The sequence below is a fragment of the Vibrio sp. Vb2131 genome, assembly GCF_033338535.1.
GTDB lineage: Bacteria > Pseudomonadota > Gammaproteobacteria > Enterobacterales > Vibrionaceae > Vibrio > Vibrio alginolyticus.
Genome location: NZ_JAWOSW010000008.1, coordinates 55,353 through 80,132, shown reverse-complemented (window position 1 = coordinate 80,132; position 24,780 = coordinate 55,353). Strand labels below are relative to the sequence as shown.

Below are 24,780 nucleotides of genomic sequence, written 5' to 3'. Positions count from 1 at the left end.
CCCGATTGGATGCCGTTTGATTTCTATTTATTCTTCTTCGTTTGAGTTGCTTTTCGCGTCTTCGCGCACATCGAACTCAACATGCCATTTTTGACCGTTATCAGCGGCAATGGCTTCTAAGTAAAGCGTACCAAGCTCTGTGACGCGAGAGGCTAGGGTTACCGGAACCACTTCACCTTCACGGCGACCTTCAGATACAGGCAGCGTTACTTGGATTTCTGGAAGCTCTTCAAGCTCTTCTGGTGCCCAGTAGTCTAGGTGAGTACCTGCTAGGTCATCACGACGAACCGTTGAGCCAAAGAATTGGAAGTTAACCGGCTGACCGATGATCAAACCAAACTCTTGGCTTGGTACGTCAACGCTGGAACCTTCTTCCATACCAAATGGTGCAACGCAAAGTGCTTCCATTGGAGGCGCCATGCCAGGAATCGCAGGCATCGCACTTTCGATACCCACGTAGTACGCCGAAGCAATACCACCACGAATACGAACGCCTTGTCCACGACGTACAGAGCCGTAGTAAGCCGCACCGCTAGCAACCGCAAGGTCTAGATCTACACCTGTTAGGCGTTTTGCCATTTCCGCATCTGCTTCAATTAGCCATTCGTTGATCGTGTCTTCTAGACGAGTTGCTAGAAGTTTCGATTTCAGAACACCACCGTTGAATAGGATTGCGGTTGGCTTGATGAAGTCAGCTGATTGGGCTGCATCCGCACCAGGCATACCAGGCATGTTAGCGAATGGGTTGAAATCTTGAGCTGCTGCTTCTGCGCCATTTCCTGAAGCAGAAAGGGCATTAGCTTGCTTAGACAAGAACGCTGCAATGTGACGAGTGATGCCTGCATCTTGCGCGTAAGGCAGACCCATTTGCGTTAGTGCACCACGGTTACGTTGAACAGGGTGGTCAGTAATCGCAACTTGAGGGAAGAAGCCGTCAACCAGTGTTTGTTGTACTTCTTCTTGAGTCAGTTCTGTTTTCAGCGTTGCGCCAAGCAGTTTAGAACCACGGCTTGGTACTACGATTGGCACTGACTGAAGTTCGCTGTCGTTCAATAGCGCTTCTTTCGCGTCACGACATGCGTGTGTCATTGCCTGAACTTGCCATGGCTGTAGCTCTTTGCCTTCTTGCGCTAGCTTCATTTTCAAGCGGTATGCAAGCGCAAGATCCATGTTGTCACCGCCAAGTAGGATGTGTTCACCTACCGCGATACGGTTCAGAGTTAGGTTGCCGTCATCTTCAGTTACTTCAACCAAAGAAAGGTCGGTTGTACCACCACCGATATCGACTACAAGCACGATGTCGCCAACTTCAACTTCGTCGCGCCATTTGTCGTTGCTGTTATCGATCCAGTTGTAAAGCGCAGCTTGTGGCTCTTCTAGAAGCGTTAGGTGCACAAAACCAACATTGCGTGCTGCTTCTGCAGTTAGATCGCGAGCAGCAGGATCAAAGGAAGCAGGAACCGTAATAGTCACGTCTTGATCGGCAAGGTTGTGATTTGGATTCGCGTGATTCCAAGCGTCTTTTAGATGCTCTAGGTAAAGCTCTGTCGCGCGAAGAGGGGATACTTTTTCCACTTCTTCTGGGCTACCTGCTGGCAGGAAAGCATCACGACGGTTTACACCAGCGTGGCAAAGCCAAGATTTCGCACTTGCAACAAGACGAATTGGCGTTTTCGAACCTAGGTTACGTGCAATTGCACCAACCAGAGCTTTTGGCTCGCTCGACCACGGAAGAACGCGTGATTGCGGGTTCATTTCGTGCTCGTGCGGCTGGTATAGGAAAGAGCCTAATTGGCTACGAGTCTCTACCGTACCCGGCGCAGTAAGCTGCGGGATAGGCATCACTTCAACGCGAGCGTCTTCGTCGTGAGTATCAACAAAAGACATGACACAGTGTGTTGTACCTAAGTCGATACCGACACTGAATTTAGGCGTCTGTTGAGTTTCAACAGACGCTTCTTGAGAATGGTTTTCTTGGTTCATGTGTTCCATTACAGCTCAACCTCAGCTGGAGCGATCACAGATGCATCGTAGTTCTCAGCCAGTTTAGGCAACGTCATTGATGTTGCTTTCCAACCTTTGTGAACTAGCGTGCCGTTGAATGGCGCGCTGCCTGTTACGTTGCCAGTTAGGCGGATTTCTTGTGGGTTGAAGCCTTCTTCAACCGTAATGCGAGTTTCTTCGTCTTCGTTACGAATGTGCGCTAGCGTGACGTAGTCGTTCAGTACTTTCTGACCGCCAGTGTGGATTACGCGAGCGGCTGCGCCTACTTCTTCATCAGAGAATGACGTTAGGTCTTCTTTTAGGAAGTCAATCAGACGAGCTTCTTGTTGCATGATAGAAAGCAGCTGCATTGCAGAGTCTGTTGATGCGGTTGCAAGTTTTGATTCAACTTCTACAACACGCTCTACGACTTTCTCTACTTCCACTACTTTTTCTACTTCAACGATCTTCTCAACTGGTTTCTCAACCTCGACGATTTTCTCGACTGGTTTTTCTACCACTTTCTCGACCACTTTTGATTTGCGCGACACTGCAACTAGAAGAAGCAAAACGCTCGATGCGGTTAGGCCAGCGTGAAGCATATCGAACGTTTGAGGAATTAGGTTCAAATCAATGTTCATGACGTTTTTTCTCTTTCTATTGATTTATTGGTGCTCAGTATTGGCTCATATTTGTTCACTAAAACGATCGTCTTTGCGATCTTGCACCAAGTTTAGACATTAAAATGATGACGGATGGTAGCATATTCAAGGCTTAAGGCTGTAATAATTCGTGACTATACCGTACGAACAGCGTGAAAAATCGACGATCAGACTCCCCAATATAGGTTGTTGCTTGATGTTTGTGCATTGCTAACGCAGTATTTCAATAGATCCCGAAGTTTAACTTACGGAAGTATCAAAAATTACGATATGACACAAAGCACCGCTCATAAGAGCTTTATAAAACGACATTCAGACTCTATTTTAGCTTTTTTGGCGACTTTATGTGTCACTGCTGGTGTAGTTGGTGCTGCTTATACAATGCAGCAACGGTATACACAGACGACGTTTGATACTTTAGCCGACCGACAAGCAGAATCACTTAAAGCAAACGTCGAGAATGATCTAAAGTTCATTGGTGCGGGCGCAAACTTTTTCCATTCGATTGAGCGAAGCTATTGGCCATCGTTTCCGATGTATGCGGAACAAGTGATTAACAGCTCGCGAAGTCTCATTGGACTTCAATGGATGCAAAAGGTCGAATTCGAAGATCTTGATGAACATATTTTAAAGACCCGTCAAAAATTTCCAAACTTCCAACCGTTTACCGTTCCTAAAGATGGTCCCAAAACCTACGGGTACATTTTTGAACACAATGAGCCAATTTTCATCGCGTCGGATATCTACCCAAGAACACCGGAAAACCTTTCTCTATTGGGTTTCTATTTTTCGCGTAAACGCTTCGATTTAATCTTGGATGATATTTCCGAAAATGGGCGAGCGAATGTCTCGGATAAAGTTCGCTTACTGCAAGATGGTTATGACAAGTCCATACCTAAGACTGGGTTGCTGGTGTTCCATCCAGTGTTCGACTTCGAGAACAAATATTTATTAGGAGTAGTGACCGGTGTTATCCGAAGTACGGTTTACTTTGAGGATTTGATTACGAAAACCGCGACGGAGCTCGATATGTCGGTGCGCGTAGAAGATTTGGGATTCGACGCAGCAGATGACCCTGTTCTCTTTCAAAGTGCTAGCTGGGATAACATTCGAGGAACCGTTATAAGCCGAACCATTCAACTGCCTAACCGTGAATGGCGTATTGACTTTAAACTTTCTGACGCAGTCTCAGCTTGGGAGCGTTCTATTTTAGCGGGCACGACGCTAGCCGGATTGGTAATCGCCTTTTTGATCAGTTGGATTGTGAATTTACAGTCTCGAGAAAAAGAGCGCTTAGCGGTCATGTTGGAGCTCAAAACCGTTGAATTAAAAAGAATGGCAGAGCGAGACCCTCTAACTCAACTACTGAATCGCCGAGCATTCAACGATCACTTGCTTAATCAGATAAACAAAGGTGTTAACTTCGCCTTGGTTGGTTTTGATATCGACCACTTCAAAGTGATTAATGACAAACACGGCCATTTAGGTGGAGATGAAGCGTTGCAACATGTCACTAAGCTGGTCAGTGCTAATTTAAAACCGGGAGATAAGTTTTACCGCGCTGGTGGTGACGAGTTTTGTATTATTTCTAAAGTCATTGATAGAGCAGTGCTAGAAGCTTACCTAGAAAAGTTACGGAGTGTTGTGGCAAGTACGGCTTTTGATTATGGTGATGCGTCAATCATCTGTACGTTGAGTATCGGTGCGGTTATCCATAAAGAAGAAGATCCTGAGAGCTTGTATCACAAAATGGACAGTCAACTCTATTTGAGTAAAAAAAACGGCCGTAATAATGTGTCGATCGGCGATTAAATGGGCGCACAAATTCGAGTTTTACGCCGTGTTACGATAGAATCGCACGCTTTAAATTTTTATGTTAGGAACCAAGGCAAACTATGAACCATAACCGTATTGTATGCTTCGATTTAGAAATGTGTTGCTGGAACGAAAATGGCGTCGGCAGCACGGGTGAAATTATCGAAGTGGGGTTAGCTGAAATAGATTTGTCTAAAGGTGAGATAGTCAAGCGTGCTCAATACTACGTGAAACCAGAACACGATGAAGTGTCTCTGTTTTGCGCTGAGTTAACGGGCATCACACCACGTAAGATTGAAAAACAAGGACGCCCACTAGAAGAAGTGCTTAAATCCATGGTGAAGAACTTCGGTGGTCGCAACAAAATCTTTGCATCTTGGGGGCGAGATGACCTCATTCTTCTAGAAGAGTGTAAGCAAAAAGGTATTGAAGCACCGTTCACAGAGTTCATCAACTTAGCGACACTCTACCGTATTCAAAATCGTCTTAAAGATAAACGTATAGGCCATCGAGCCGCTCAAGAAGCAAAAGGAATAGACTGGGAAGGGCGTCAACACTCTGGCTATGTAGATGCATACAACTTAGCTAAGCTTGCTTTGACCATGTTTTAGTTATTCGAACCTAGCTAGCTTGTAATTAAATAATCATCCAACCATTGTTGTTTTGTCATGCAGTCTGTTTAGTGTGGAAAGAGCTAAACACATACCTTGACCAGTATTTTAATAACAATGTCGTTGGCTTATTGAAAAACGCGCAGAGTGCGCGTTTTTTTATGGCTACAGAAGCGATATCTGTTGTCATTCTAGGGGTAGCTTAGAGTTAGCCAGCGACTTATATACTCATCTCGTCACTTTACTGAGACTGTAACTTCGCTCGAATGAACTCGCTGTGATCAACATAGAGTAGCTCTGCTGTTTTACGGATCACCGCGTCTTCTAGCGGGTCAATTTCGCCGTCTGCGTAAGCGACTTCCCACATGCTTTTGATTAAGTTGTAACGAGTTTCTTGAGTCAGTTCTCTTAGTTGAGAGGTAAAGTCGTACAGCGAAGCGGAATCTTTTATTTTCTGTTGCGCTTGCTCTAACAAAGTATTTGATTCTTCTTCATTTAACGAAAGCAGTTTCATCAATAAAGAGCGCTTTGTTTCTTGTTCTCTATCATCGACACTATGGTCTGCGCCAGAAACTTCACAAAGCAAACACGCGATAGCCATGTTAGGGGAAAGTGTGTTGGTTTGGCTTAAATCAGAGCCATCAATGAGTTGTTTAAATAATGATGTGAGAGAATTAAACATAATGAACACCGAGCTATTGTTTATTTGGTTAACATGGTAATAAATACGGAAGATCTCAAGGTGCGATACCAAATTTAGCACGCCGTTGACATTTAAGAACGGCCACTTTCTCCCCAAAAAAACTAAACTCCTGAGTTAGTTCAAGGTGACTTGCCTCTTACACAGGGCAAGTCATTTTGGGATTGATACTCAGCTTTCAGCACGTGTCGGTGGAAAATGAACTTCGTCACCATCACTCGTCAGAATACTAATTTGACTTGGTTTGCCTTCATCATCAAGGCGTAGCTCACCAATGGCACTATGGTTAACCAAGCGATAAAAGTTGTGCGTACTTGGTGCGCGTTTGTAAATCTTGAGTCGTTTACGTTTTGTTAACCAGTTTAAAGGTGAGCGAGGGCTGTATAGCAGTCTATCTAGGCCATCACAAATATTGAGCAGTTGTGTAGGGAACTGATTTTTAATTCCACTACAGGTGATTTGATAGATATTCGGACTGTTTTTTCGATAGCGGAGCTTAATATCGTATGCAAAAGAGTAGTGTACGTCGCCAGAGAGAATAACAAAGTTAGTTGGTGTCTTTGTGTGTGTGAAAATACTAATAAGAGTATTCGCACTTCCGGGGTGAGCCATCCAGTTTTCAGCATCAACCATCAATGGTTTACCAAGCATGGTCACCACACGTTGTAGTGCTTCGATAAATTTCACACCAAACATTGGCGCGGCAGAAACAATAACAACTTTGTCTTGGTGCACGAGTTCTTGGTGGAACTCAATCATCGCTTCCCAGTCCATTAAGCCAGAAGGTTTGTTCATTTTAGACTCAGAACGCCAGCGTCTGGTTCGTGTATCTAGCACGACAACTTTTGGTGTCGTAGGAATGGTGTAGTGCCAATTCTCAAAGCGATACAAATATTGAATAAATGCATCTTGGGTTTGCGAGGTTCGCTCATCGATAAAGCGTTGAGCGAGGCTCATAAATTCATCATTGAATTTTTCTGGCGCATTTCCCCAACCTTGGCAAAGCCAGTAAGCAATCAAGCTATTACCGATAATGCGTTTTGCAAACGTGTTGCTGTATGCGGCTTGTTCCCAGCCTATGGTGAGATTCCAATCGTCGGTGACATCGTGATCATCAAAAATCATATAGGTTGGAATGTGAGCGAGTAAGCGTTGAACCTTGTCCAGACCTGCGACGAATTTATCAATTTGCTTTTTTTCTTCGCGCCATTGCTGCTGCCATTTGGGTTCAAGAACTTCTCCGCCGACAGTAAATTCGTTTTCTAACAAACGATCCGTTCGAACAAGCTTCCACAAGGTCGGAGACCAAACCAATAAGTACATTGCAAAGCACTCAGCAAAGCTTATTAGGTGATTCTCACACTCTTTGGCGCTGAATATTGGTGTCCCTCGGTGTGGAAAAAACTTACTTAGTAAACTGTCATCACTCACATAATGAGGCAACAATTTATCTCGACCATAATAGCAAGCAGGGTGTTGGTAGAGCTCATTGGTATTTTTTATCGGAGCTTGATCGAATTCTTCGCCTGGCAAACCCAATAAAGCTATGACTTGCTCAATGGCATCGAGAGTGGGGCCTGCAACATGGTCTGCATAGATTTGATCACCACTCATGATGAGCATATCCGGTCTTTCTTCAATGGATTGAGACGCGATTTTATGATCCGCAGCGACCAATGTATCATCACTGAAGTGATGGGGATTACGGCAAGAGCCATGTAGGAGATAATCCGCTTTTTCACTAACGAGGAACTCAATACCCAAGTTTGGCGTATTATCTCGCTCATAAGTCAGGTGAGGGAGCAGTTCCGTCACTAATCCATATTGCGTTTTTATTTGATAGCGTAACGCTTGATGGGTTGGAAACTCGCCTTCTAATTTAAGTAAGCAACACCACGCATTGAGGCCGATTTGAAGCTGTTCTTTTTGTTCACTTAAAGGGGCTTGATAAAGGATGGAGGCATTTTCAGCCGTAATTTGCACCATACCCTCCAAGCGTTGGGTGGTGACTAGCCAAATATTGATTTCAGTTGCGGTCACTTTACGTAGGATCGGACCTGCAACGACAAGAGGAAGTGAAGAAATTTCAGTCGTGTTCATCAATGCTGGCAAAACGGCTCCTTATGTGTCAGCTTCTTCTTCTAATATTTCGATAACTTGCGAGCTACTAAGTTCATGTCCCATAAGGAACAAACCAAGCATCGCATCGGCTTTTGACGCGTTATTACTGTCTTCATCCAAAATTTGCTGAAGCCGAGTTCTAATTAGGTCGATTTCGTGTTCGACGAAGCCACGCCCTTCTTCGTCACCTTGACCATCTTCTGGTGCATTATCAAAGTGCAAAAACAACATGTCACCATCGAGTTGAGTCCCTATCAACCTCTCTGGCAGCCATGCTTCTCCCATCACAATGTCTGGGTCTGTGTCTGCGGGTAAATGATTCAAGGTAGAGATGAGTTCTGATGCTTTCACTTTTTACTTCATTATGTTTGATTTAGAACTAAGCTAGAGTTTAAGCGCTTGTTGTAATGGTAAAATATTCGCAAACAAGCTCACCTAGTCGTGCAATATTAATATGATCTTGGGACTCAAACTGTCACGAGGATGACAACATTTGCCATTGTAACGGCTATCATCAGCAGAACATAAGCTTTTAATGGCAAATCATTGATGTTTGCCTGCTTCTCAACCAACATTTTTCGAACTCATGAAGAGATTAATTCTAACAACACTCGCTTTACCTTTAGCTGCGGCAGTTTCTTCTGCGCATGGTGCAGACGAACAAACGTGGGGGATTGCTGCGATGTATCGCACAGCATCGATTCCGTTTTACACCGCCGATAATGACTCTACGGTGAGTACATTTGTACCAATGATGTTCTTTGAAAACGAACATGTGTATATCAATGGCATTGAAGGTGGCGCTTTTTTGTATAACGAGAGTGATTCCGACTGGCGCGCGAGCGCACTCATGCGATTGAGATTTGTCGATATTCCCATGTCGCTACAAAATGCTAATGAAGGGGACAGAGTCGATTTCGGTGGGCAAGTGCGTTATAGCATTAACGACACTTGGCGCGCAGAAGTAGAGTTGATGACGGACGACGAACTCCAGTTTCACTCTAATTACCGCCTTGCTGCCAATTATGTATTTGGTGATTGGGAATTAGAGCCATCGATTACGATTCGATACAAAGACGCTGATTTCAATAGTGAATATTATTCCTTTAAGGATATTACTGGCGAGAGAATTGGAGCTGGGCTTGACACCAATCTTGGTATTAAAGCGCGTTACCATGTAACTTCAAATTTGTATTTATTGGGTGAGACGAGTGTTACTCGCTTAGATGATAACGCCTACAACAGTCAGCTTGTAGAAGATCGATATCAGGGAGAAGTGTTTGTCGGTTTTGGCTTTTTCAACGATAAAAGCAAAGCTCCGAAACCGACACTGAGCAATAAAGCATATCTACGTATTGCGCATGGTTGGGCGACGCCTTCGAACATCGGTGAAATATTTAGCTTTGAGAGAGAAAAAGACCCATACGACAATCAACTTACTTCATTGTTTTATGGGCATCCATTAACGGATGAGCTGTTTGGTTTTCCTCTTGATATTTATTTAACGCCAGGGTTGGTTCATCACTGGTCGTCCAGTGTTCAGTCTGCGAGCACAGAATACGTCATGGCGATTAAGGCTTATTATACGGTTAATTGGCCTACGACTTGGCGATTTGGTGTAGCGGAAGGTGTGTCATACATTGATAGCATTACCTATATTGAAGGCACAGAAATGGAAGACAAGGGTTATACACCAAGCAAGTTGCTCAACTACTTAGATTTCTCGTTTGATGTCAATGTAGGCGATCTCTTCAACCAAAAGAGCTGGAACAATATGTGGGTGGGCTATTCATTGCATCACCGCTCGGCGATTTTTGAAAGCGCTTCCCAGTTTGGGCGAATTAAAGGTGGGAGTAACTACAATACTATTTATTTCCAGTTCGAGTTTTAGCGCATCGCGAGATGCATATAAGTCGGATTTGCAACTGACTTATTTATCGCCCATTATGAGTAATGATGAATAATACTATGCTGCTTTCAACGAGAAATTTCGTATATCGTGCCAGAGTTAAGGCTGTTTGTGATGCATCTGATGAATCGGATGGGATGAGCACCATGAGTATCGACTCCTCATTCAATCTTCAAATTGAAGCGATAAATTGTACCAACGCTGAATTTGCCAAACGCTTTTTTGCCATTCACGGAGAAGGGCACTTGGAGGGCGATGAATGGTTGGTGTTGTACGTCAACTCTCTTGACGTTAAGGCGGGAGACAATATAGAAATCCGTAGCGATGTCGCGTTTAATGCGATGATCGAGAATATGATAAGCGAAGCTGAGCGGTCTTTAGAAAAAGTCTACCTTGATGCAATACGCAACTTGGAGAAAGTGAATCGTTTTTGACGATGTAAGAGACCCTATAAATACGATTAAGGCATCAGGATCCAAAAAGGGATTGGCGCGAACCAATCCCTTTTGTATTCTGGTTTATTCTAACTTACGCCATTGTTGCAAGTTGGCTTTGCGCTTCTGAAATGCCTTTTGCAGCCGCATCTTCACCCATGTTTAGCGCTTCTGCGTAAACAAATTCCACATCAGTGATTCCTACAAAACCCAGCACAGTGCGTAGGTATGGCGTAACGTTGTCAGTTGGTGAATCTTTATGGATACCACCGCGAGTCGTTACTACAATCGCCTTTTTACCTTCAATCAAACCTTGAACGCCGTTTTCTGTGTATTTGAATGTCACGCCTGCACGAGCAATCAAATCAATCCAGTTTTTAAGCTGAGTCGGGATGGTGAAGTTGTACATTGGAGCGGCAATAACCAAAGTGTCTGCGGCCTTTACTTCTTCAATAAGGGTGTCAGACAAGTCGACCACCGCTTGCTGTTCTTGTGAAAGATCTTCCGTAGCGCGCAGTGCAGTCGCAACGGCGAAGTCCAAAACAGGTAGAGGGTTTGCAGCCAAATCACGAACAGTAAGCTTGTCTTGGTCTACATTTTTGATGAAGTTTTCAACCAATTTGTTTGATTGAGAGTAATCGCCAAGGATGCTTGATTTTAGAGCTAGTACACGAGACATAATGGTTATTCCTTAAATAAGTGCTTTCGACTATGGGAGCTATTATAAGCAACGTAAGTGAGTTCAAAAGCCTAGCGATTCGCTGAACATGTTCGAAAAAATTGAATGAGCTTTCGGTTATCTTGTTACAGATCTTGTGTGATACAATCCGCGCAGTTTTTGTAATGAAAAGAATAGGAAACGCTTTGACTTCGTCACAGCCCCCAAAAAAGAATCTAGCTGAAGAGCAAGCGACACCGTCAAATGGTGCGCAAAAAGCGACAGCGAAACAAGCTCAAACACCTCAGGCTCAAGTGAATAGTGCTGCATCTCTGCGTAAAGCGCTGAATCAGTGCATGATGCGCGACCGTTTCCGCTTGAGTAAACGTATTTCTGGTGCAAGCAAAATTAAGAAGGACGCAGCGCGTAATGCTGTGTTCGACGAAATCGCATTAGACATCGCCCAATCCATGATGGTTGTGGAGCAACGTAGTAGCTACAAACCAACGATTGAATACCCTGAAATTCTTCCAGTCAGCCAAAAACGCGACGATATTGCGAAAGCGATCGAAGAAAACCAAGTGGTTATCGTCGCGGGTGAAACCGGTTCAGGTAAAACCACTCAGCTACCCAAAATCTGTGCTGAGCTTGGTCGCGGTAAATTTGGTCTGATTGGTCATACTCAGCCTCGTCGTCTTGCAGCGCGTTCGGTTGCTAACCGTATTGCCGAAGAGATGGAAACCAAGCTTGGTGAGTTTGTTGGTTACAAGGTTCGATTCAACGATCAGATCTCTGAAAATACCCAAATCAAATTGATGACGGACGGTATCTTGCTAGCTGAAATTCAGCATGACCGTTTCTTGAATCAATACGACACCATCATTATCGATGAAGCGCACGAGCGCAGCCTCAACATCGATTTCATCTTGGGTTACTTGAAAGAGTTGCTGCCACGTCGTCCTGATTTGAAAGTGATCATCACGTCGGCAACCATCGACCCAGAACGCTTCTCAAAACACTTCAACAATGCACCAATCATTGAAGTATCGGGTCGTACTTACCCAGTAGAAACACGTTACCGCCCACTAAGCGGTGATGACGACAATGATCGTGACCAGCTTGAAGGCATCTTCGAAGCGGTAGATGAACTGTGCGATGAAGGTTTAGGTGACATCCTGATTTTCATGAACGGTGAACGTGAAATCCGTGATACCGCAGATGCATTGTCCAAACGTAATCTGAAGAGCACGGAAATTGTGCCGCTTTACGCGCGTTTGTCGGCAGGTGAGCAGAATAAGATTTTCCAACCTCACACTGGTCGCCGAATTGTACTGGCAACCAACGTGGCAGAAACCTCGCTAACTGTTCCGGGCATTAAATACGTTATCGACCCGGGTACGGCGCGTATCAGTCGATACAGTTACCGTACTAAGGTTCAGCGTCTTCCAATCGAGCCAGTTTCTCAGGCGAGTGCGAACCAGCGTAAAGGTCGTTGTGGTCGTGTGGAAGAGGGTATCTGTATTCGTCTGTACTCAGAGGAAGATTTTGAGTCGCGCCCAGAGTTTACTGATCCTGAAATCCTGCGTACCAACCTAGCGTCGGTTATCTTGCAAATGACGGCACTTGGTTTGGGTGATATTCAAGCGTTTCCATTTGTGGAAGCACCGGATAAACGTAACATCCAAGACGGCGTACGTTTGCTGGAAGAGCTTGGTGCGATTAACTCTGAGGTAAAAGACCCGAAAAAACGCCTGACTTCCATTGGTCGCCAATTAGCGCGTTTGCCAATCGATCCGCGCTTGGCGCGTATGGTATTGGAAGCACCAAAATATGGTGCGCTTAAAGAAGTGATGATCATTGCAGCGGCCTTGTCGATTCAAGATCCACGCGAGCGTCCTTCCGACAAACAACAATCGTCAGACGATAAACATCGTCGCTTCTTCCATGAAGAGTCGGACTTCCTGACATTTGTGAATTTGTGGGAATACATCCAAAAGCAGCAAAAAGCCTTGTCTAGCAATCAGTTCCGCAAACAGTGTAAGCAAGACTATTTGAACTACTTGCGCGTTCGCGAGTGGCAAGACGTGTACTTCCAAATTCATCAGTCGATGCGTGAGATGGAGTTCAAGCTTAACGATGAGCCCGCTTCTTACCATGGCGTACACAGTGCCATTTTGGTTGGTTTGCTGTCGCACATCGGCATGAAAGACCAAGAAAAGAATGAATATCAAGGCGCGCGTAATGCTCGTTTCCATATCTTCCCTGCATCAGGTCTATTCAAGAAACAGCCTAAGTGGATCATGTCTGCTGAGTTGGTGGAAACCTCAAAACTTTGGGGTCGTATCATCGCAAAGATTCAGCCAGAATGGATTGAACCGTTAGCTAAACACCTTATTAAACGTAGTTACAGCGAACCACATTGGTCGAAGAAACGCGCTGCGGTGATGGCGCACGAAAAAGTGATGCTTTACGGCGTACCAATCGTACCGAAACGCTTGGTCAACTACGGCAGTATCGATTCGACCGTAAGTCGCGAAATCTTCATTCGTAGTGCATTGGTTGAGGGGGAATGGGAAACCAAACACGCGTTCTTTAAGCAAAACCGTAAGCTTCTGCAAGAAGTGGAAGAGCTTGAGCATAAATCTCGTCGTCGTGACATCTTGGTGGATGATGATGAGCTGTTTGATTTCTATGACCAACGTGTTGGTACTGAAGTCGTTTCTGGCAAACACTTCGATACGTGGTGGAAAAAGGCATCTAAAGAAAATCCGGAACTGCTGAACTTTGAAAAAGAGATGCTGTTCAAGGGTGATGCTAGCCATGTGACCGATTTGGATTACCCGAACTTCTGGCATCAAAATGGTTTGAAGCTCAAATTGAGTTACCAATTTGAACCAGGCGATGATAGTGACGGTGTCACAGTGCATTTGCCGTTGCCGATTTTAAACCAAGTTGAACCAGCGGGTTTTGATTGGCAGATCCCAGGTTTACGCCATGAGCTTGTGGTTAGCTTGATTAAATCGTTGCCAAAGACAATTCGTAAGAACTTTGTGCCTGCGCCGAACTATGCCGATGCATTCTTAGCGCGCGTTACGCCAATGGAAGCTCCGCTGTTAGATTCATTGGAGAAAGAGTTGCGACGCATGACGGGCGTAGAAGTGCTGCGTGAAGACTGGAACTTGGAACAAGTACCTGAGCACTTGAAAGTCACGTTTCGTGCGGTTGATCACCGAAATCGTAAACTGAAGGAAAACAAAGACCTTCATGAACTGAAAGAAAGTTTGAAAGACAAAGTTCAAGAAACGCTTTCCAAAGTTGCGGATGACGATATCGAACAGCAAGGTCTGCATACGTGGAGTTTTGGAGAATTGCCGAAAGTGTATCAACAAAAACGTGGCGGCTACGATGTAAAAGCGTATCCGGCGCTTGTTGATACCAAAGACAGCGTTGAAATCAAACTCTACGAAACGGAGTACGAGCAGATCACCGCAATGCGCGCTGGCCAGCGTCGTTTGATTTTGTTGAATGTACCGTCTCCAATTAAATATTTGCACGCTAACTTACCGAACAAATCGAAGTTGGGGTTGTATTTTAACCCTTACGGCAAAGTGCTTGATCTGATAGATGACTGCATTGCCTGCGGTGTCGATAAGCTTATTGAAGAGCAGGGTGGTTTAGTTTGGGAGCCAGAGAAGTTCGAAGCATTGAAAGAACACGTTCGTGCTGAATTGGGTGACACCGTTGTAGAGATCGCTCAACAGGTTGAGACTATTCTGACCACGGCGTTTAGCATCAATAAGAAGCTAAAAGGCAAGATCGACTTCACAATGGCGTTTGCTCTGTCCGATATCAAAGCACAAATTGAAGGCTTGATCTTCAAAGGCTTTGCAACGGAATGTGGCTGGAAGCGCTTGCCGGATATTCTTCGCTACATGCGCGCGATAGAGCGTCGTATGGAGAAGTTGCCAATCGATCCAAACAAAGATCGTTTACATATGCTGAAGATTGAATCTGTGACTCAAGACTATAAAGAGTTGCTGAACAAGATCCCGAAAGGTGTGGCCATTCCTGAAAATGTAAAAGAAGTGCGTTGGATGATTGAAGAACTTCGCGTGAGTTACTTTGCTCAACAATTAGGCACTCCTTATCCTGTTTCTGATAAACGAGTCAAAAACGCGATTGATGCTTGCTAATCAACCAGTAAAATAGTGTCAGATTTGTAATTATCGCTTAAGAAGTTGCTGGTACACTAATTGCTAGTAACTCAATAAGCATTATTTTTTAGTTCTGGGAGGCAATAGTTCGCCTCCCTTTATTTGTAGTACCAACGACTGAGTTATGCAGACGTGGGAATAATAAAGAGTAAAGGTAGATGATGAAAAAAACTCTATTAGCAGTGGCGCTACTTGGCGCATCTTCTGCGGCAATGGCGGATTCTTGGATTTACGGTGGTGCAACAGTAGGTCAGTCTGACTACAAAGGTGAAACGGACACATCATACTCTGTTCACGTTGGTACAGGCATTCTACCTATCATTGGTGTTGAAGCTGGTGTAACACAACACGGTGAGTTCAACGTAAATGGTCAAGACACTAAGCTAACTTCTTACTACGCAGCACTTAAGCCAAGTATCGACTTCGGTCCGCTACACGTGTACGCAAAAGGTGGTTTCCATCAGTGGGACAAAAAAGTGAAAGGCGGCAAAGACGATGACGATTTGGACCTAATGTACGGTGTGGGTGCTGAGTACTTCATTTTTGGCCCAATGTCTGTTGGTGCTAGCTACATGAACTACACTGCTGGTAAAGACGATATCAGCACGTTCTCTGTTAACGCAACACTACATTTCCTATAAGCGTCAAGCTTTCTAACACCATATGAAACACACCGGCTTTATGCCGGTGTTTTTTTGTCTGGAAGTCACAAAACAAAAGTTGAACATAAATTATTCACTTTTAGAGTCTTAAAATGCCTATGCTTTCCAATATATAGTGGCGATTAAATGCGCATATTTGCGTAATGTTTCGCTTAGGAATCGATCAGGAAGGGATAGTATGAAAAAAACACTCTCGTTATTCGCTCTAACGTTGTGCTCAACATCAGCTATGGCTGACTCTTGGATTTACGCTGGTGGCCAAATTGGTCAGTCCGATATCGACAGCGAAAATGATACAACCTACGGTATTCATGTTGGTACTGGTATTTTGCCGTTCATTGGCATTGAAGCAGGCTACTTTAACCACGGCAAAGTGGATTTATCTTTGAGTGGCAGCAGGGGTAGTGCTGATTTTGATTCATTCTATTTAGCGGCGAAACCTAGTATCGACTTCGGCCCGTTACACGTTTACGCAAAAGGCGGCATCAATGCATTCAACGTTGATTATGACGGTGGACTGAGAAACTTAGACAAAGATGATGGCGTCTCTTACATGTATGGTGTTGGTGCCGAATACTTCTTGCTTGACAATGTGTCTGTGGGCGCGAGTTATCAAGCGTTTGGCGTGGATATTGAAGGCGATAGCGATACCGTTAGCAGCGTAACAGGGAACATCACCTTCCATTTCTTATAACGCTCGCTGGATGAAAGGTTTGCTGATTTGGTTTCGTCGTTAATTGTGAAACCAAATCAGCGCAGGTCTTCTCTATTTGCGCAGTGACTGGCTATGAACTTAAGTATTTCTTGTGTCTTTTCTAGTCTACAACCTACGACAAAATCAATCGTTAGACCTCGTAATTTTTGTGTTGATATTATTTCCCCTTCATTTGTCTCGAATTGAGCCTAAAATGCAATAAACCACGACTTTTTGCAAAAATATGTGATTGCTGCTAAAATTCGTTCCGCTTTAAAACTTTAGAGTTCAAATTAATGGAGGGCGGTATTGGAGTTCTTCTCACCTGAGGGGCGTTTCAAATTCACGTTAAATTTGTATTTATGGATAATGCATTTAAAAAATATAGTATTGATACAACCGATTATCAGGTTGGACAGGATAACGTTCAAAAGTGGGGATTCGATATACATAACCCGGTTTTTGGCATTAGTGCGGGGCTCGTTGTTTTCTGTCTGATTTCACTTCTTCTTGTTGAGCCAACCACTGCTCGTGACGTATTAAACGGTCTAAAAAACGGAATTATCGAACAGTTTGATGCGTTCTTTATGTGGTCGACAAACTTCTTCTTATTGTTCGCCGTTGCTCTTCTTTTTTCTCCGCTAGGTAAAATCCGCTTAGGTGGCAAAGAAGCAACGCCGGATCACTCAACCGTTTCTTGGTTGTCGATGCTTTTCGCCGCGGGTATGGGTATTGGTCTTCTGTTCTGGAGTGTGGCTGAGCCGACCGCGTATTTCACTGATTGGTGGGGAATGCCACTTAACGCAGTACCATACACCGAAGAAGCAAAATCCCTCGCGATGGGTGCCACTATGTTCCACTGGGGTGTACATGGTTGGAGTATTTACGCACTCGTTGCACTAGCATTAGCGTTTTTTGCCTTTAACAAAGGTTTACCACTTTCATTGCGCGCGGCGTTCTATCCAATTTTTGGTGACCGTGCATGGGGCTGGTTAGGTCACGTTATTGATATCCTTGCCGTTTTGTCGACGCTATTTGGTCTTGCAACGTCGCTAGGTCTGGGTGCTCAGCAGGCGACCAGTGGTATTAATCATGTCTTTGGTCTAGAAGGCGGCATTGGTACACAAATGATTGTGATCACCTTCGTTACCTTTATCGCGGTGCTATCAGTGATTCGTGGTATTGATGGTGGTGTTAAGCTACTGAGTAACGTCAATATGGTGGTTGCGTTTGCGCTGCTTATTTTCATTACCTTCATCACGTTTGATACGGCGTGGAGCTCGCTACGCGACACAACAATGGCTTACATTGAAAATATTATTCCATTGAGTAACCCTCACGGTCGTGAAGATGAAACTTGGATGCACGGCTGGACGGTATTCTACTGGGCTTGGTGGGTATCTTGGTCACCGTTTGTTGGTATGTTTATCGCGCGTGTGTCTAAAGGTCGTACGGTTCGAGAATTCTTATTCGCAGTCATCGTTATTCCTACAGTTGTTACTTTGATTTGGATGTCTGTGTTTGGTGGTATCGCGCTTGACCAAGTGGTGAATAAAGTTGGTGAGCTAGGTGCAAATGGCCTAACTGATATTTCATTGACTCTGTTCCATGTTTACGATGCGCTTCCGTATAGCTCAGTGATTTCAATGCTTTCTATCGTGCTGATTCTGGTATTCTTTATTACATCGTCAGACTCTGGCTCACTGGTTATCGATAGTATTACCGCCGGTGGTAAGATTGATGCACCAGTACCGCAACGCATTTTCTGGGCGTGTATTGAAGGTGCAATTGCAGCCGTAATGCTTTGGGTTGGTGGTAAAGAAGCCCTGCAAGCATTGCAATCAGGTGTTGTTGCAACAGGATTACCGTTTACTTTTGTTCTGCTGTTGATGTGCGTAAGTTTGGTGAAAGGGTTAAGAACAGAACTGCCAGCTTACAAATAAATACAACACGATCCATGATTGAGTTTAAATGCCGAGCCTAATGTGCTCGGCATTTTTTATTTCTACTTTTCTTTTCCAATAATTTCGTTACAGTTTAGGCTTATTCCCACCTCATTAAACTGCATTATGTCACTGGCTAAACTCATTCTTATTCGTGGACTTCCGGGTTCAGGTAAAACAACCTTAGCAAAACAACTAGCGATAGAGCTTGGTGCTAAGCATTTTGAAGCTGACATGTATTTTGAAAATGATGAAGGTGATTATCACTTTGAACCAGTTCAATTACCTCAAGCGCATGAGTGGTGTTTTCAGCAAACTAGAAAGTGGTTGAACAAAGGGAGAGTCGTGATTGTGAGCAATACGTTTGTTCGACATTGGGAGATGAAGCGTTACATGGACTACTGCATGAAGAAGCGCATCGAGGTGGAAATTAAAGTGTGCCGCGGAGCGTATCAAAGCATTCATGATGTGCCACCAGCGACGATAGAAAAGATGCGACGCCAGTGGCAAGAGTGACCGTTACCAGAACCGGAAGTTATTGACCTCGTCCGTCAATCATCACAACGAATGTTTTGCTCATGATTGAAAGGTCCATTGAAATCCAAGAGTAAAACGAACCTAAGCTTAGTGCGTAACTGTGGTCAAACCCAACTTTGCGTCTTACATCCTCAATGCATGCATCATAGCCTTGGTTAACCTGAGCTAAGCCTGTGATACCTGGTAACACGCCATATGTGCGCTCTACAAAATAGGGGATTTCATCTTCCAATTTCTGGTAGAAAGCTGGGCGTTCTGGGCGCGGCCCAATCATCGACATTTCACCTTTCAATACATTAAATAGTTGAGGTAGTTCATCTAAACGCGTTTTGCGTAAAAAGCGTCCTACTGGCGTGATGCGGGGATCATTTTCAGTTGCCCATACTGCGCCAGAGCGTTGCTCTGCATCAATATACATGGTGCGAAACTTCATGATTTGAAAAAGATCCATTTTTTCTGGTGTACAGCGCCCAACACGCAGTTGACGATAGATCACTGGGCCTTTCGATGTGATTTTTATAGCTAGCGCGATAAATGGGAATAGTGGTGCAGTGACGACCAAAATAAGCATTGCAACCAGTACATCAAACGTTCTTTTCGCGTGGCATACATTTGAATCGTAGCGTGAGTTTTTCATGATGCTTTCCTTATTGGTTGACGCGTTTCCAACGTACATTTTCCATTCCGAGTAAATACTTCATACCGCCGATAAAGTTGGCGAGATGACCAATGACGATGTAGCTAATCAGCTTAAAAGGTTTAATTGTGTTAAGTGTTGGCATCAAGTAAGTGATAAGCGCGATGCTGTAAATGCCAACTTGTGCGAACAGCATTACTTGAAACAGCGGATTGTGTGCCAGTAGTAGTGAGCAAATAAAGCAAACAATCATCAAATAGGGTGTTGCTAAGCGCAGGACCTTTCCAGATAGAAATGCAAAGGCAGTGCCACGATAACGAGGTAGCAGTAATTTCTTTAATTGCATGAGCTGCTGCATGTTACCCGCTGAAATTCTTAGGCGTCGTTTGAAATCTGCGTCATCTGAGCTTTGTTCGAGCTCAAGCGCCAGCATGTTTGGCTCGTAAATAGCGCTATAGCCTCGCAAAACGATTCTCATAGGGAGAATAAAGTCGTCATTAATGGTGCTAACTTCCAGTGGTTCAAATAAGTGAGTTCTGAAAGTGTAAAACGCACCGTGGGAACCAATCGTTGAACCTAACAAGGATTCTTGGTGCTTTACTCGAGACTGGTATTGCCAATACGCTGCTTCACCTTGGTTATCAGTGCTCATTATTTGATATGTTGCGTTAACCACTCCAACGTTCTCATTTTGATAATGCTGACTAGCTAGCAATAGAGAATCGCAAGAAATCAATGCCGACGTGTCACTCAGTGCGGTAATGTCCGAGCTAACATGACGCATTTCTTCGTTGAGTAGGGCAACTTTACCGCGATTGACTTGGTGATCATTAATAATGAACAGAGTATCAGAGCAGATTGCTTCTTGAATTGTCGCTTGGGCAATCTCGGCTGTGTTATCTGTGCAGCCATCACATGCGATCACTACTCTTAATTTATCCCTCGGGTAATCTAGGCTCGCAAGGTTACGGATCTTCTCTGCTATCCATTGTTCTTCATTGTAGGCGGGCACGATGACAGTAATAGAGGGTAGCTGGTTATCTGCTTTGGAGGCTTTGTAAGCTCGCTCTACAAATGGTGCTTTGGTTTCGTCTTGCTGTTTTAAAGGAAGCCACTTAAGGAGCAGTGGATACCCAACGTGATGATAGACAATCAAAAACGCGGATAAACCAAACCCTATAATCCAAAGTAAATCATTCATAGCTAGCCTCCTTGGCCAAACGTGAGTAGCGACTCACCATGTCTCTGATATCAAAGTGTTTGAGAATAAAAGTTCGAGGAGAATGGTGTGATGATTCCAGTTGCTGTGATAACGCTTCGGCCAACGAAAACACGCGATTTGCTTCAACCAGTGTGCTGTTGTTCGGACAGAGCGTCTCTTTCACGCCGCCAACATCCGTCGCGACGCAAGGAATGTCACATGCTTGAGCCTCGAGGGTTGAGAGAGGAAAGCCCTCTTGAAGTGATGGTAAGCAAAACAAATCTAGGCTTTGGTAAAAGCTGGGCATATCGTCCACCAAACCTAAAAAGGTTACTCGATCTTCAAGTTTTAACGTTCTAACTTGTGCTTCCAATTGAGCTCGCTGAGAACCATCTCCAGCAATGGCTAGGTGTGTGTTTGGCGCAAGATGAGAGAAGGCTTCGATAAGCACTTTATGGCCTTTAACTGCTTCTAAACGTCCAGCCACTCCAATCACGGTTTTGTTGGCTGGAAGCCCAAACAAGTTTCTCTTGGTTGCTTGGTTACCGCTTTGAAATTTCTGGCAATCGATCCCATTATGTATGGTGCAGACTTTGCGGTAATTCAGTTTTGTTTGGATTTGTTCGGCGACAAAGTTCGCATCGGCAACCACATGTGGACGAATCATTTTTAGCAGTAGGGACTGCAGTCGAGCTGATTTTTTGTTATTAAGGTGCCATGCGTCGTGTTCGGTATGAATAACTACAGGTACGTGCGCTAAACGTGCCGCAATCCCACCATATAAGAGTGGTCCGATATGGTGAGTGTGGACCACATCAGGCTTAAGTCCTTTGAGCATGGAAGTCAGCGTACTGATGGTTTTTCCGCTGAATCCAGGTCTTTTATTAAGAAAGTGCAGTTGGCCTTGGTAGGGCACTAGTTTTTGCCAGCATTGCAGTGCTTGCGCTTTGCTTCCCTCTAAACTTACGACAAACACGGAATGATTCGGTTGCGCAAAACGAAGCATCTCTAATACGAGCATTTCCAAACCGCCAGGAGCTAAGTGCTGCACGACGTGTAATATCACTTTTTTGCTATGCTTAGTGTTATTGTGTTTTTGTCTGAATTCCATTTTCAAACCCTCGTTGAGTTCTTTGTTTATTTAGGAATTGCAGACAGCGTGCCAAGAAATTAAATATTTAAAAACAATAGGTTAATTTCAGCTCGTGTGAAGTTCTATGTTTATTCTCAATTTGAGATTCATATTAGTGGACATACTATGAGGCTGTATAAGGCAGTAGTAAAAGAAAAGCACTCGCCGACCGAGTGCTTGTAAATGAGTTCTTATGGCGGTTAGTTTCCGTACACTACGTTAGGTAAAGTGGTGATGACAGGAACACCAAGGTGTTTTTCTAATGCTCTTTTAGAGCGGATAGAGTTATCGGCTAACTCTAGTATCGTCGCTAATCCAATGCCTAAACCAGCGCCACCAATAAATCCTAAAATGACAAATACAAAACTAGGTAAGTTAGTTGGAATCGTTGGCGTGAACGGTTCATCAATGATTTTTACGCGCTTATTCTCTTCAAACTCTCCCAAAGAACCCGTTAGTTGGGCCATCTCATAGCGTTCGACGAGTTCATCATACATTTCTCTCTTCACTGCGACGTCACGAGCTAAGCGGTTGATTTCTGTTGCCGTGCTCCCAAATTGGTGCGCATTTCGCTCTAATTCTTGGATCATGTCTCGCAAGCTGTTGGTTTCTTCCGTAAGTGCTTCAAAACGTCCGCGCATCATTTGTAATTGATGTAGTTGGGAGACAAGTAGAGGCTGTGCTTCGCCAAGACTGTTTACTGTGGTATTGCTCGCGATATCCCATAGTTGAGCACTGTTTAGTTCTGGTTGTTTAGAGTTCAAGAGTACCGAGCGTTCCTGCTCCAACCGGTTTAATTCTCGCAACTTACCTTGCACCAAACTATGCGCCTCTGTGTATTTAGCGCGAAGCAGGGTAAGTTCACTACGAATGTCGATGATTTGCTCTTCCAGTTTACCGATAACCGGGTTCGTTTTGGATAGTTGTTGATCCAAACTGCCTAGACTTCGTGAAACACCAGCAAGCTCCGCTTCCTTTTCGGCTAGCGTTTGTTTGAGGCTAGCAAGGCGAGTAAGGCTTTGAGCTTGCATTTCGGGCGTCGCGTCTGAGTAAGTATTTTTATATTCTGCAAAGGCTTGCTCTGCCTTGTCTAGTTCTTCCCTGCGTTTGTTGATATGGATAGTCAAAAAATGGCTCGAATCTTTAATCGAAGAACGCTCAGGTGCCAAAAGCTGTTCGACAAAATGCTCTCTGACAGAGAGCAGCATCGACTCCATTCCTTCTGATTTACCACTTTGCAATTGAATTTGAATGAAGTCTTTACCGAGTGGCTGAACAGACAGGCGCGACGCAAGATCTTTTATGATGAACTCTTGCTCTTTTGCACTCATCTCGTCATTGATCAGCGATTGTTCTTTTGCGACAGAATACAAAACGTGTCGGCTTTTTAGCAGAGTACTGAGTGCGCTCAATCGGTCTTTAAGCATTGTTGAGACGGCAAGGTCTTGAAGGAACGGGTTCATTTTCGCTGTCTCTTGAATAAGCATGCTGGTATGAGCAACATAAGTCGTCGGAACCAGTTTACTTACGATGAAACCCAGCACAGGCAAGACAAGCATAGGAATAACGATCATGTAGCGACGTCTCCAAGCTCCATGTAACAGTACGCTGAGGTTTTCTCTTAAATCGTTCATAGCGCCCTCACTAATTTATCAACTTGGTTGGCTCTTGCTTCCCAGCTTTGCTGTTGAACAAATGACTTTGAATCTGTCGGTGGCGGTAGGAGGTGATCGAGACTGGCACGCACGTCTTCGACATCTTGAACCACATGAAGCATATGTTTGTAGGGCATTAATGCAGGAAACGGTGTGCTGATAACAGGGGTTCCTGTTGCCAAGTACTCAAGAAGTTTAAGCGGATTACATGCCTTGATTTGAGCGTTATCAACAAAGGGCAACCAACTGGCATCCCAGTGTTGGGAGTAGCTTGGCAGAGTGTGATGCGCTCTCGGGCCCAGGTAGTATAGGTTGCATCTTTGTGGAAGTGGATTATCACTGAACTCGTTAGGGCCGATGAACACGAGATCCCAGTCAGGCGCTTGGTCTGCGACTTGGGCAATTAAGTCGTAGTCTAACCATTCAGACAAACTGCCATAAAAGCCCAGCACTTTGCGACCATTATTAGGAAAATCTTCAGCCTTAGGTGCTGGCTCAGAAAACAGACTAACGTCGACACCGTGAGGCAAAGTGACGGTTTTACCAGATGGAAATTTGGTGGAGAGTGTTTCGCTTGCCGTAAAGATAACGCTGGCCGCATTAACAAGAGTACGTTCGTGCTTGGCCACCGTGTCGTGGTCAACACCAGCTAAAGCGCTAAAGTCATCGCCACAATAGTAAATCAGTCCACGTGGGTTCATTTCTGCACAAAGATCGGCAGCAGTCGGGAGCGACGTCCAAAATACAGGCTTATCAAAACCAAGAGCTTGTAATTGTTTGTTGAGTTGGTGTTTCATCATCTTAGCGGCCACTTTTCTTGCTAATGCAGAACTAGGGGCAGGAATGGTGAGCAAGTTGATGATGTGAATGTTTGGGTTTGTTTCAGAGTCCAATGTTGGCTTGTGTGAGCCTACGTTATGAAATACACGAGTGAGTTTGTTTAACGCACGCTGTATGTCTTTAGAATCCAGCTTAGGTTGACGAAGGCCAATGGAGTTCACCCAAAGGATTCGATGGTTCGCTGCTAGTTGCTTGACAATATGCTGAGTGGAAGAGGGTAACCCACCAAAATCTTCTCCAAATACTACGATGTCCGTCATGTGGCTCTCCTTGAGTCTTGGTTATTTGATTACTAATTAAGTGAGTAATCACAATGCGTGCCAAGGAATTAGCCATTTTAAAACAGTGAGTTATGGGTTTTGTTTATGTTTG

The 24,780-nt window shown here is 44.4% G+C and carries 20 protein-coding genes; 9 read left to right on the top strand and 11 right to left on the bottom strand.

Annotated features, from left to right (window positions below; genetic code table 11):
- Positions 1–27 precede the first annotated feature (27 nt).
- Both R7E38_RS10945 and R7E38_RS10940 read right to left on the bottom strand, forming a co-directional pair.
- On the bottom strand, positions 28–1,992 hold the full coding sequence (locus R7E38_RS10945; RefSeq protein ID WP_020195930.1) for an Hsp70 family protein: 1,965 nt from the start codon (positions 1,990–1,992) through the stop codon (positions 28–30).
- A complete protein-coding gene (locus R7E38_RS10940; protein ID WP_226083619.1) occupies positions 1,992–2,624 on the bottom strand; it encodes a DUF2760 domain-containing protein in 633 nt (210 codons plus the stop codon). Before R7E38_RS10940 ends, R7E38_RS10945 begins: the two co-directional genes overlap by 1 nt.
- A gap of 291 nt (positions 2,625–2,915) precedes the next feature.
- On the opposite strand from R7E38_RS10940, the gene R7E38_RS10935 reads away from it, so the two are divergent.
- Together R7E38_RS10935 and R7E38_RS10930 are read left to right on the top strand one after the other, a co-directional pair.
- Positions 2,916–4,457 carry a sensor domain-containing diguanylate cyclase gene (locus R7E38_RS10935; RefSeq protein ID WP_005377686.1) on the top strand — a complete coding sequence of 514 codons (1,542 nt, stop codon included), beginning with the start codon at positions 2,916–2,918 and terminating at the stop codon, positions 4,455–4,457.
- An 83-nt stretch (positions 4,458–4,540) separates the two neighbouring features.
- Complete coding sequence (locus R7E38_RS10930) at positions 4,541–5,071, top strand: 3'-5' exonuclease (RefSeq protein ID WP_005377684.1); 531 nt, start codon at positions 4,541–4,543, stop codon at positions 5,069–5,071.
- 241 nt (positions 5,072–5,312) lie between these two features.
- Here the strand turns inward: R7E38_RS10930 and R7E38_RS10925 are convergent, their stop codons facing one another.
- From R7E38_RS10925 to R7E38_RS10915, 3 genes are all read right to left on the bottom strand, one after another.
- Positions 5,313–5,753, bottom strand: coding sequence for a TerB family tellurite resistance protein (locus R7E38_RS10925; RefSeq protein ID WP_017820644.1), 441 nt, complete (start codon positions 5,751–5,753; stop codon positions 5,313–5,315).
- 189 nt (positions 5,754–5,942) lie between these two features.
- Positions 5,943–7,883, bottom strand: a complete 1,941-nt coding sequence (locus R7E38_RS10920) for an alkaline phosphatase D family protein (protein ID WP_226083618.1) — start codon at positions 7,881–7,883, stop codon at positions 5,943–5,945.
- A 9-nt stretch (positions 7,884–7,892) separates the two neighbouring features.
- Positions 7,893–8,243 carry a hypothetical protein gene (locus tag R7E38_RS10915; protein ID WP_017634942.1) on the bottom strand — a complete coding sequence of 117 codons (351 nt, stop codon included), beginning with the start codon at positions 8,241–8,243 and terminating at the stop codon, positions 7,893–7,895.
- A gap of 235 nt (positions 8,244–8,478) precedes the next feature.
- On the opposite strand from R7E38_RS10915, the gene R7E38_RS10910 reads away from it, so the two are divergent.
- Positions 8,479–9,783, top strand: a complete 1,305-nt coding sequence (locus tag R7E38_RS10910; protein WP_033905356.1) for a MipA/OmpV family protein — start codon at positions 8,479–8,481, stop codon at positions 9,781–9,783.
- A 164-nt stretch (positions 9,784–9,947) separates the two neighbouring features.
- The gene (locus R7E38_RS10905; RefSeq protein ID WP_005389458.1) at positions 9,948–10,235 is read left to right on the top strand and encodes a hypothetical protein; all 288 of its coding nucleotides are present in this window, start codon (positions 9,948–9,950) and stop codon (positions 10,233–10,235) included.
- A gap of 94 nt (positions 10,236–10,329) precedes the next feature.
- Here the strand turns inward: R7E38_RS10905 and R7E38_RS10900 are convergent, their stop codons facing one another.
- Entirely contained in the window at positions 10,330–10,914 is a 585-nt protein-coding gene (locus R7E38_RS10900) for an FMN-dependent NADH-azoreductase (protein ID WP_017820648.1), read from the bottom strand.
- Positions 10,915–11,099: 185 nt separating this feature from the next.
- On the opposite strand from R7E38_RS10900, the gene hrpA reads away from it, so the two are divergent.
- From hrpA to R7E38_RS10875, 5 genes are all read left to right on the top strand, one after another.
- Complete coding sequence (gene hrpA, locus R7E38_RS10895) at positions 11,100–15,086, top strand: ATP-dependent RNA helicase HrpA (RefSeq protein WP_206946894.1); 3,987 nt, start codon at positions 11,100–11,102, stop codon at positions 15,084–15,086.
- A 182-nt stretch (positions 15,087–15,268) separates the two neighbouring features.
- Positions 15,269–15,748: an outer membrane beta-barrel protein gene (locus R7E38_RS10890; protein ID WP_021033871.1), complete on the top strand. Its 480-nt coding sequence runs from the start codon at positions 15,269–15,271 to the stop codon at positions 15,746–15,748.
- A 199-nt stretch (positions 15,749–15,947) separates the two neighbouring features.
- Positions 15,948–16,463, top strand: coding sequence for an outer membrane beta-barrel protein (locus R7E38_RS10885; RefSeq protein ID WP_005377661.1), 516 nt, complete (start codon positions 15,948–15,950; stop codon positions 16,461–16,463).
- Between the two features lie 362 nt (positions 16,464–16,825).
- On the top strand, positions 16,826–18,406 hold the full coding sequence (locus R7E38_RS10880) for a BCCT family transporter (protein ID WP_005377659.1): 1,581 nt from the start codon (positions 16,826–16,828) through the stop codon (positions 18,404–18,406).
- A gap of 126 nt (positions 18,407–18,532) precedes the next feature.
- Positions 18,533–18,922, top strand: coding sequence for an ATP-binding protein (locus R7E38_RS10875; protein WP_226083617.1), 390 nt, complete (start codon positions 18,533–18,535; stop codon positions 18,920–18,922).
- A 19-nt stretch (positions 18,923–18,941) separates the two neighbouring features.
- Here R7E38_RS10875 and R7E38_RS10870 read toward each other — a convergent pair whose 3' ends face one another.
- From R7E38_RS10870 to R7E38_RS10850, 5 genes are all read right to left on the bottom strand, one after another.
- On the bottom strand, positions 18,942–19,580 hold the full coding sequence (locus R7E38_RS10870; protein WP_226083616.1) for a sugar transferase: 639 nt from the start codon (positions 19,578–19,580) through the stop codon (positions 18,942–18,944).
- 10 nt (positions 19,581–19,590) lie between these two features.
- The gene (locus R7E38_RS10865; protein ID WP_226083615.1) at positions 19,591–20,781 is read right to left on the bottom strand and encodes a glycosyltransferase family 2 protein; all 1,191 of its coding nucleotides are present in this window, start codon (positions 20,779–20,781) and stop codon (positions 19,591–19,593) included.
- A complete protein-coding gene (locus R7E38_RS10860) occupies positions 20,774–21,892 on the bottom strand; it encodes a glycosyltransferase (RefSeq protein WP_226083614.1) in 1,119 nt (372 codons plus the stop codon). Before R7E38_RS10860 ends, R7E38_RS10865 begins: the two co-directional genes overlap by 8 nt.
- 221 nt (positions 21,893–22,113) lie before the next feature.
- Positions 22,114–23,547, bottom strand: a complete 1,434-nt coding sequence (locus R7E38_RS10855; RefSeq protein ID WP_005377649.1) for a GumC family protein — start codon at positions 23,545–23,547, stop codon at positions 22,114–22,116.
- A complete protein-coding gene (locus R7E38_RS10850; RefSeq protein WP_225472909.1) occupies positions 23,544–24,668 on the bottom strand; it encodes a glycosyltransferase in 1,125 nt (374 codons plus the stop codon). Before R7E38_RS10850 ends, R7E38_RS10855 begins: the two co-directional genes overlap by 4 nt.
- Positions 24,669–24,780 lie beyond the last annotated feature (112 nt).

Bases quoted from the DNA above. Each gene is read 5' to 3' on its own strand.
- R7E38_RS10885 (WP_005377661.1), top strand. From the start codon at position 15,948: ATGAAAAAAACACTCTCGTTATTCGCTCTAACGTTGTGCTCAACATCA.
- R7E38_RS10910 (WP_033905356.1), top strand. From the start codon at position 8,479: ATGAAGAGATTAATTCTAACAACACTCGCTTTACCTTTAGCTGCGGCA.
- R7E38_RS10855 (WP_005377649.1), bottom strand. From the start codon at position 23,547: ATGAACGATTTAAGAGAAAACCTCAGCGTACTGTTACATGGAGCTTGG.
- R7E38_RS10940 (WP_226083619.1), bottom strand. From the start codon at position 2,624: ATGAACATTGATTTGAACCTAATTCCTCAAACGTTCGATATGCTTCAC.
- R7E38_RS10865 (WP_226083615.1), bottom strand. From the start codon at position 20,781: ATGAATGATTTACTTTGGATTATAGGGTTTGGTTTATCCGCGTTTTTG.
- R7E38_RS10850 (WP_225472909.1), bottom strand. From the start codon at position 24,668: ATGACGGACATCGTAGTATTTGGAGAAGATTTTGGTGGGTTACCCTCT.
- R7E38_RS10945 (WP_020195930.1), bottom strand. From the start codon at position 1,992: ATGGAACACATGAACCAAGAAAACCATTCTCAAGAAGCGTCTGTTGAA.
- R7E38_RS10870 (WP_226083616.1), bottom strand. From the start codon at position 19,580: ATGAAAAACTCACGCTACGATTCAAATGTATGCCACGCGAAAAGAACG.
- R7E38_RS10935 (WP_005377686.1), top strand. From the start codon at position 2,916: ATGACACAAAGCACCGCTCATAAGAGCTTTATAAAACGACATTCAGAC.
- R7E38_RS10930 (WP_005377684.1), top strand. From the start codon at position 4,541: ATGAACCATAACCGTATTGTATGCTTCGATTTAGAAATGTGTTGCTGG.
- R7E38_RS10860 (WP_226083614.1), bottom strand. From the start codon at position 21,892: ATGGAATTCAGACAAAAACACAATAACACTAAGCATAGCAAAAAAGTG.
- R7E38_RS10875 (WP_226083617.1), top strand. From the start codon at position 18,533: ATGTCACTGGCTAAACTCATTCTTATTCGTGGACTTCCGGGTTCAGGT.
- R7E38_RS10900 (WP_017820648.1), bottom strand. From the start codon at position 10,914: ATGTCTCGTGTACTAGCTCTAAAATCAAGCATCCTTGGCGATTACTCT.
- R7E38_RS10905 (WP_005389458.1), top strand. From the start codon at position 9,948: ATGAGTATCGACTCCTCATTCAATCTTCAAATTGAAGCGATAAATTGT.
- R7E38_RS10890 (WP_021033871.1), top strand. From the start codon at position 15,269: ATGAAAAAAACTCTATTAGCAGTGGCGCTACTTGGCGCATCTTCTGCG.
- R7E38_RS10880 (WP_005377659.1), top strand. From the start codon at position 16,826: ATGGATAATGCATTTAAAAAATATAGTATTGATACAACCGATTATCAG.
- R7E38_RS10925 (WP_017820644.1), bottom strand. From the start codon at position 5,753: ATGTTTAATTCTCTCACATCATTATTTAAACAACTCATTGATGGCTCT.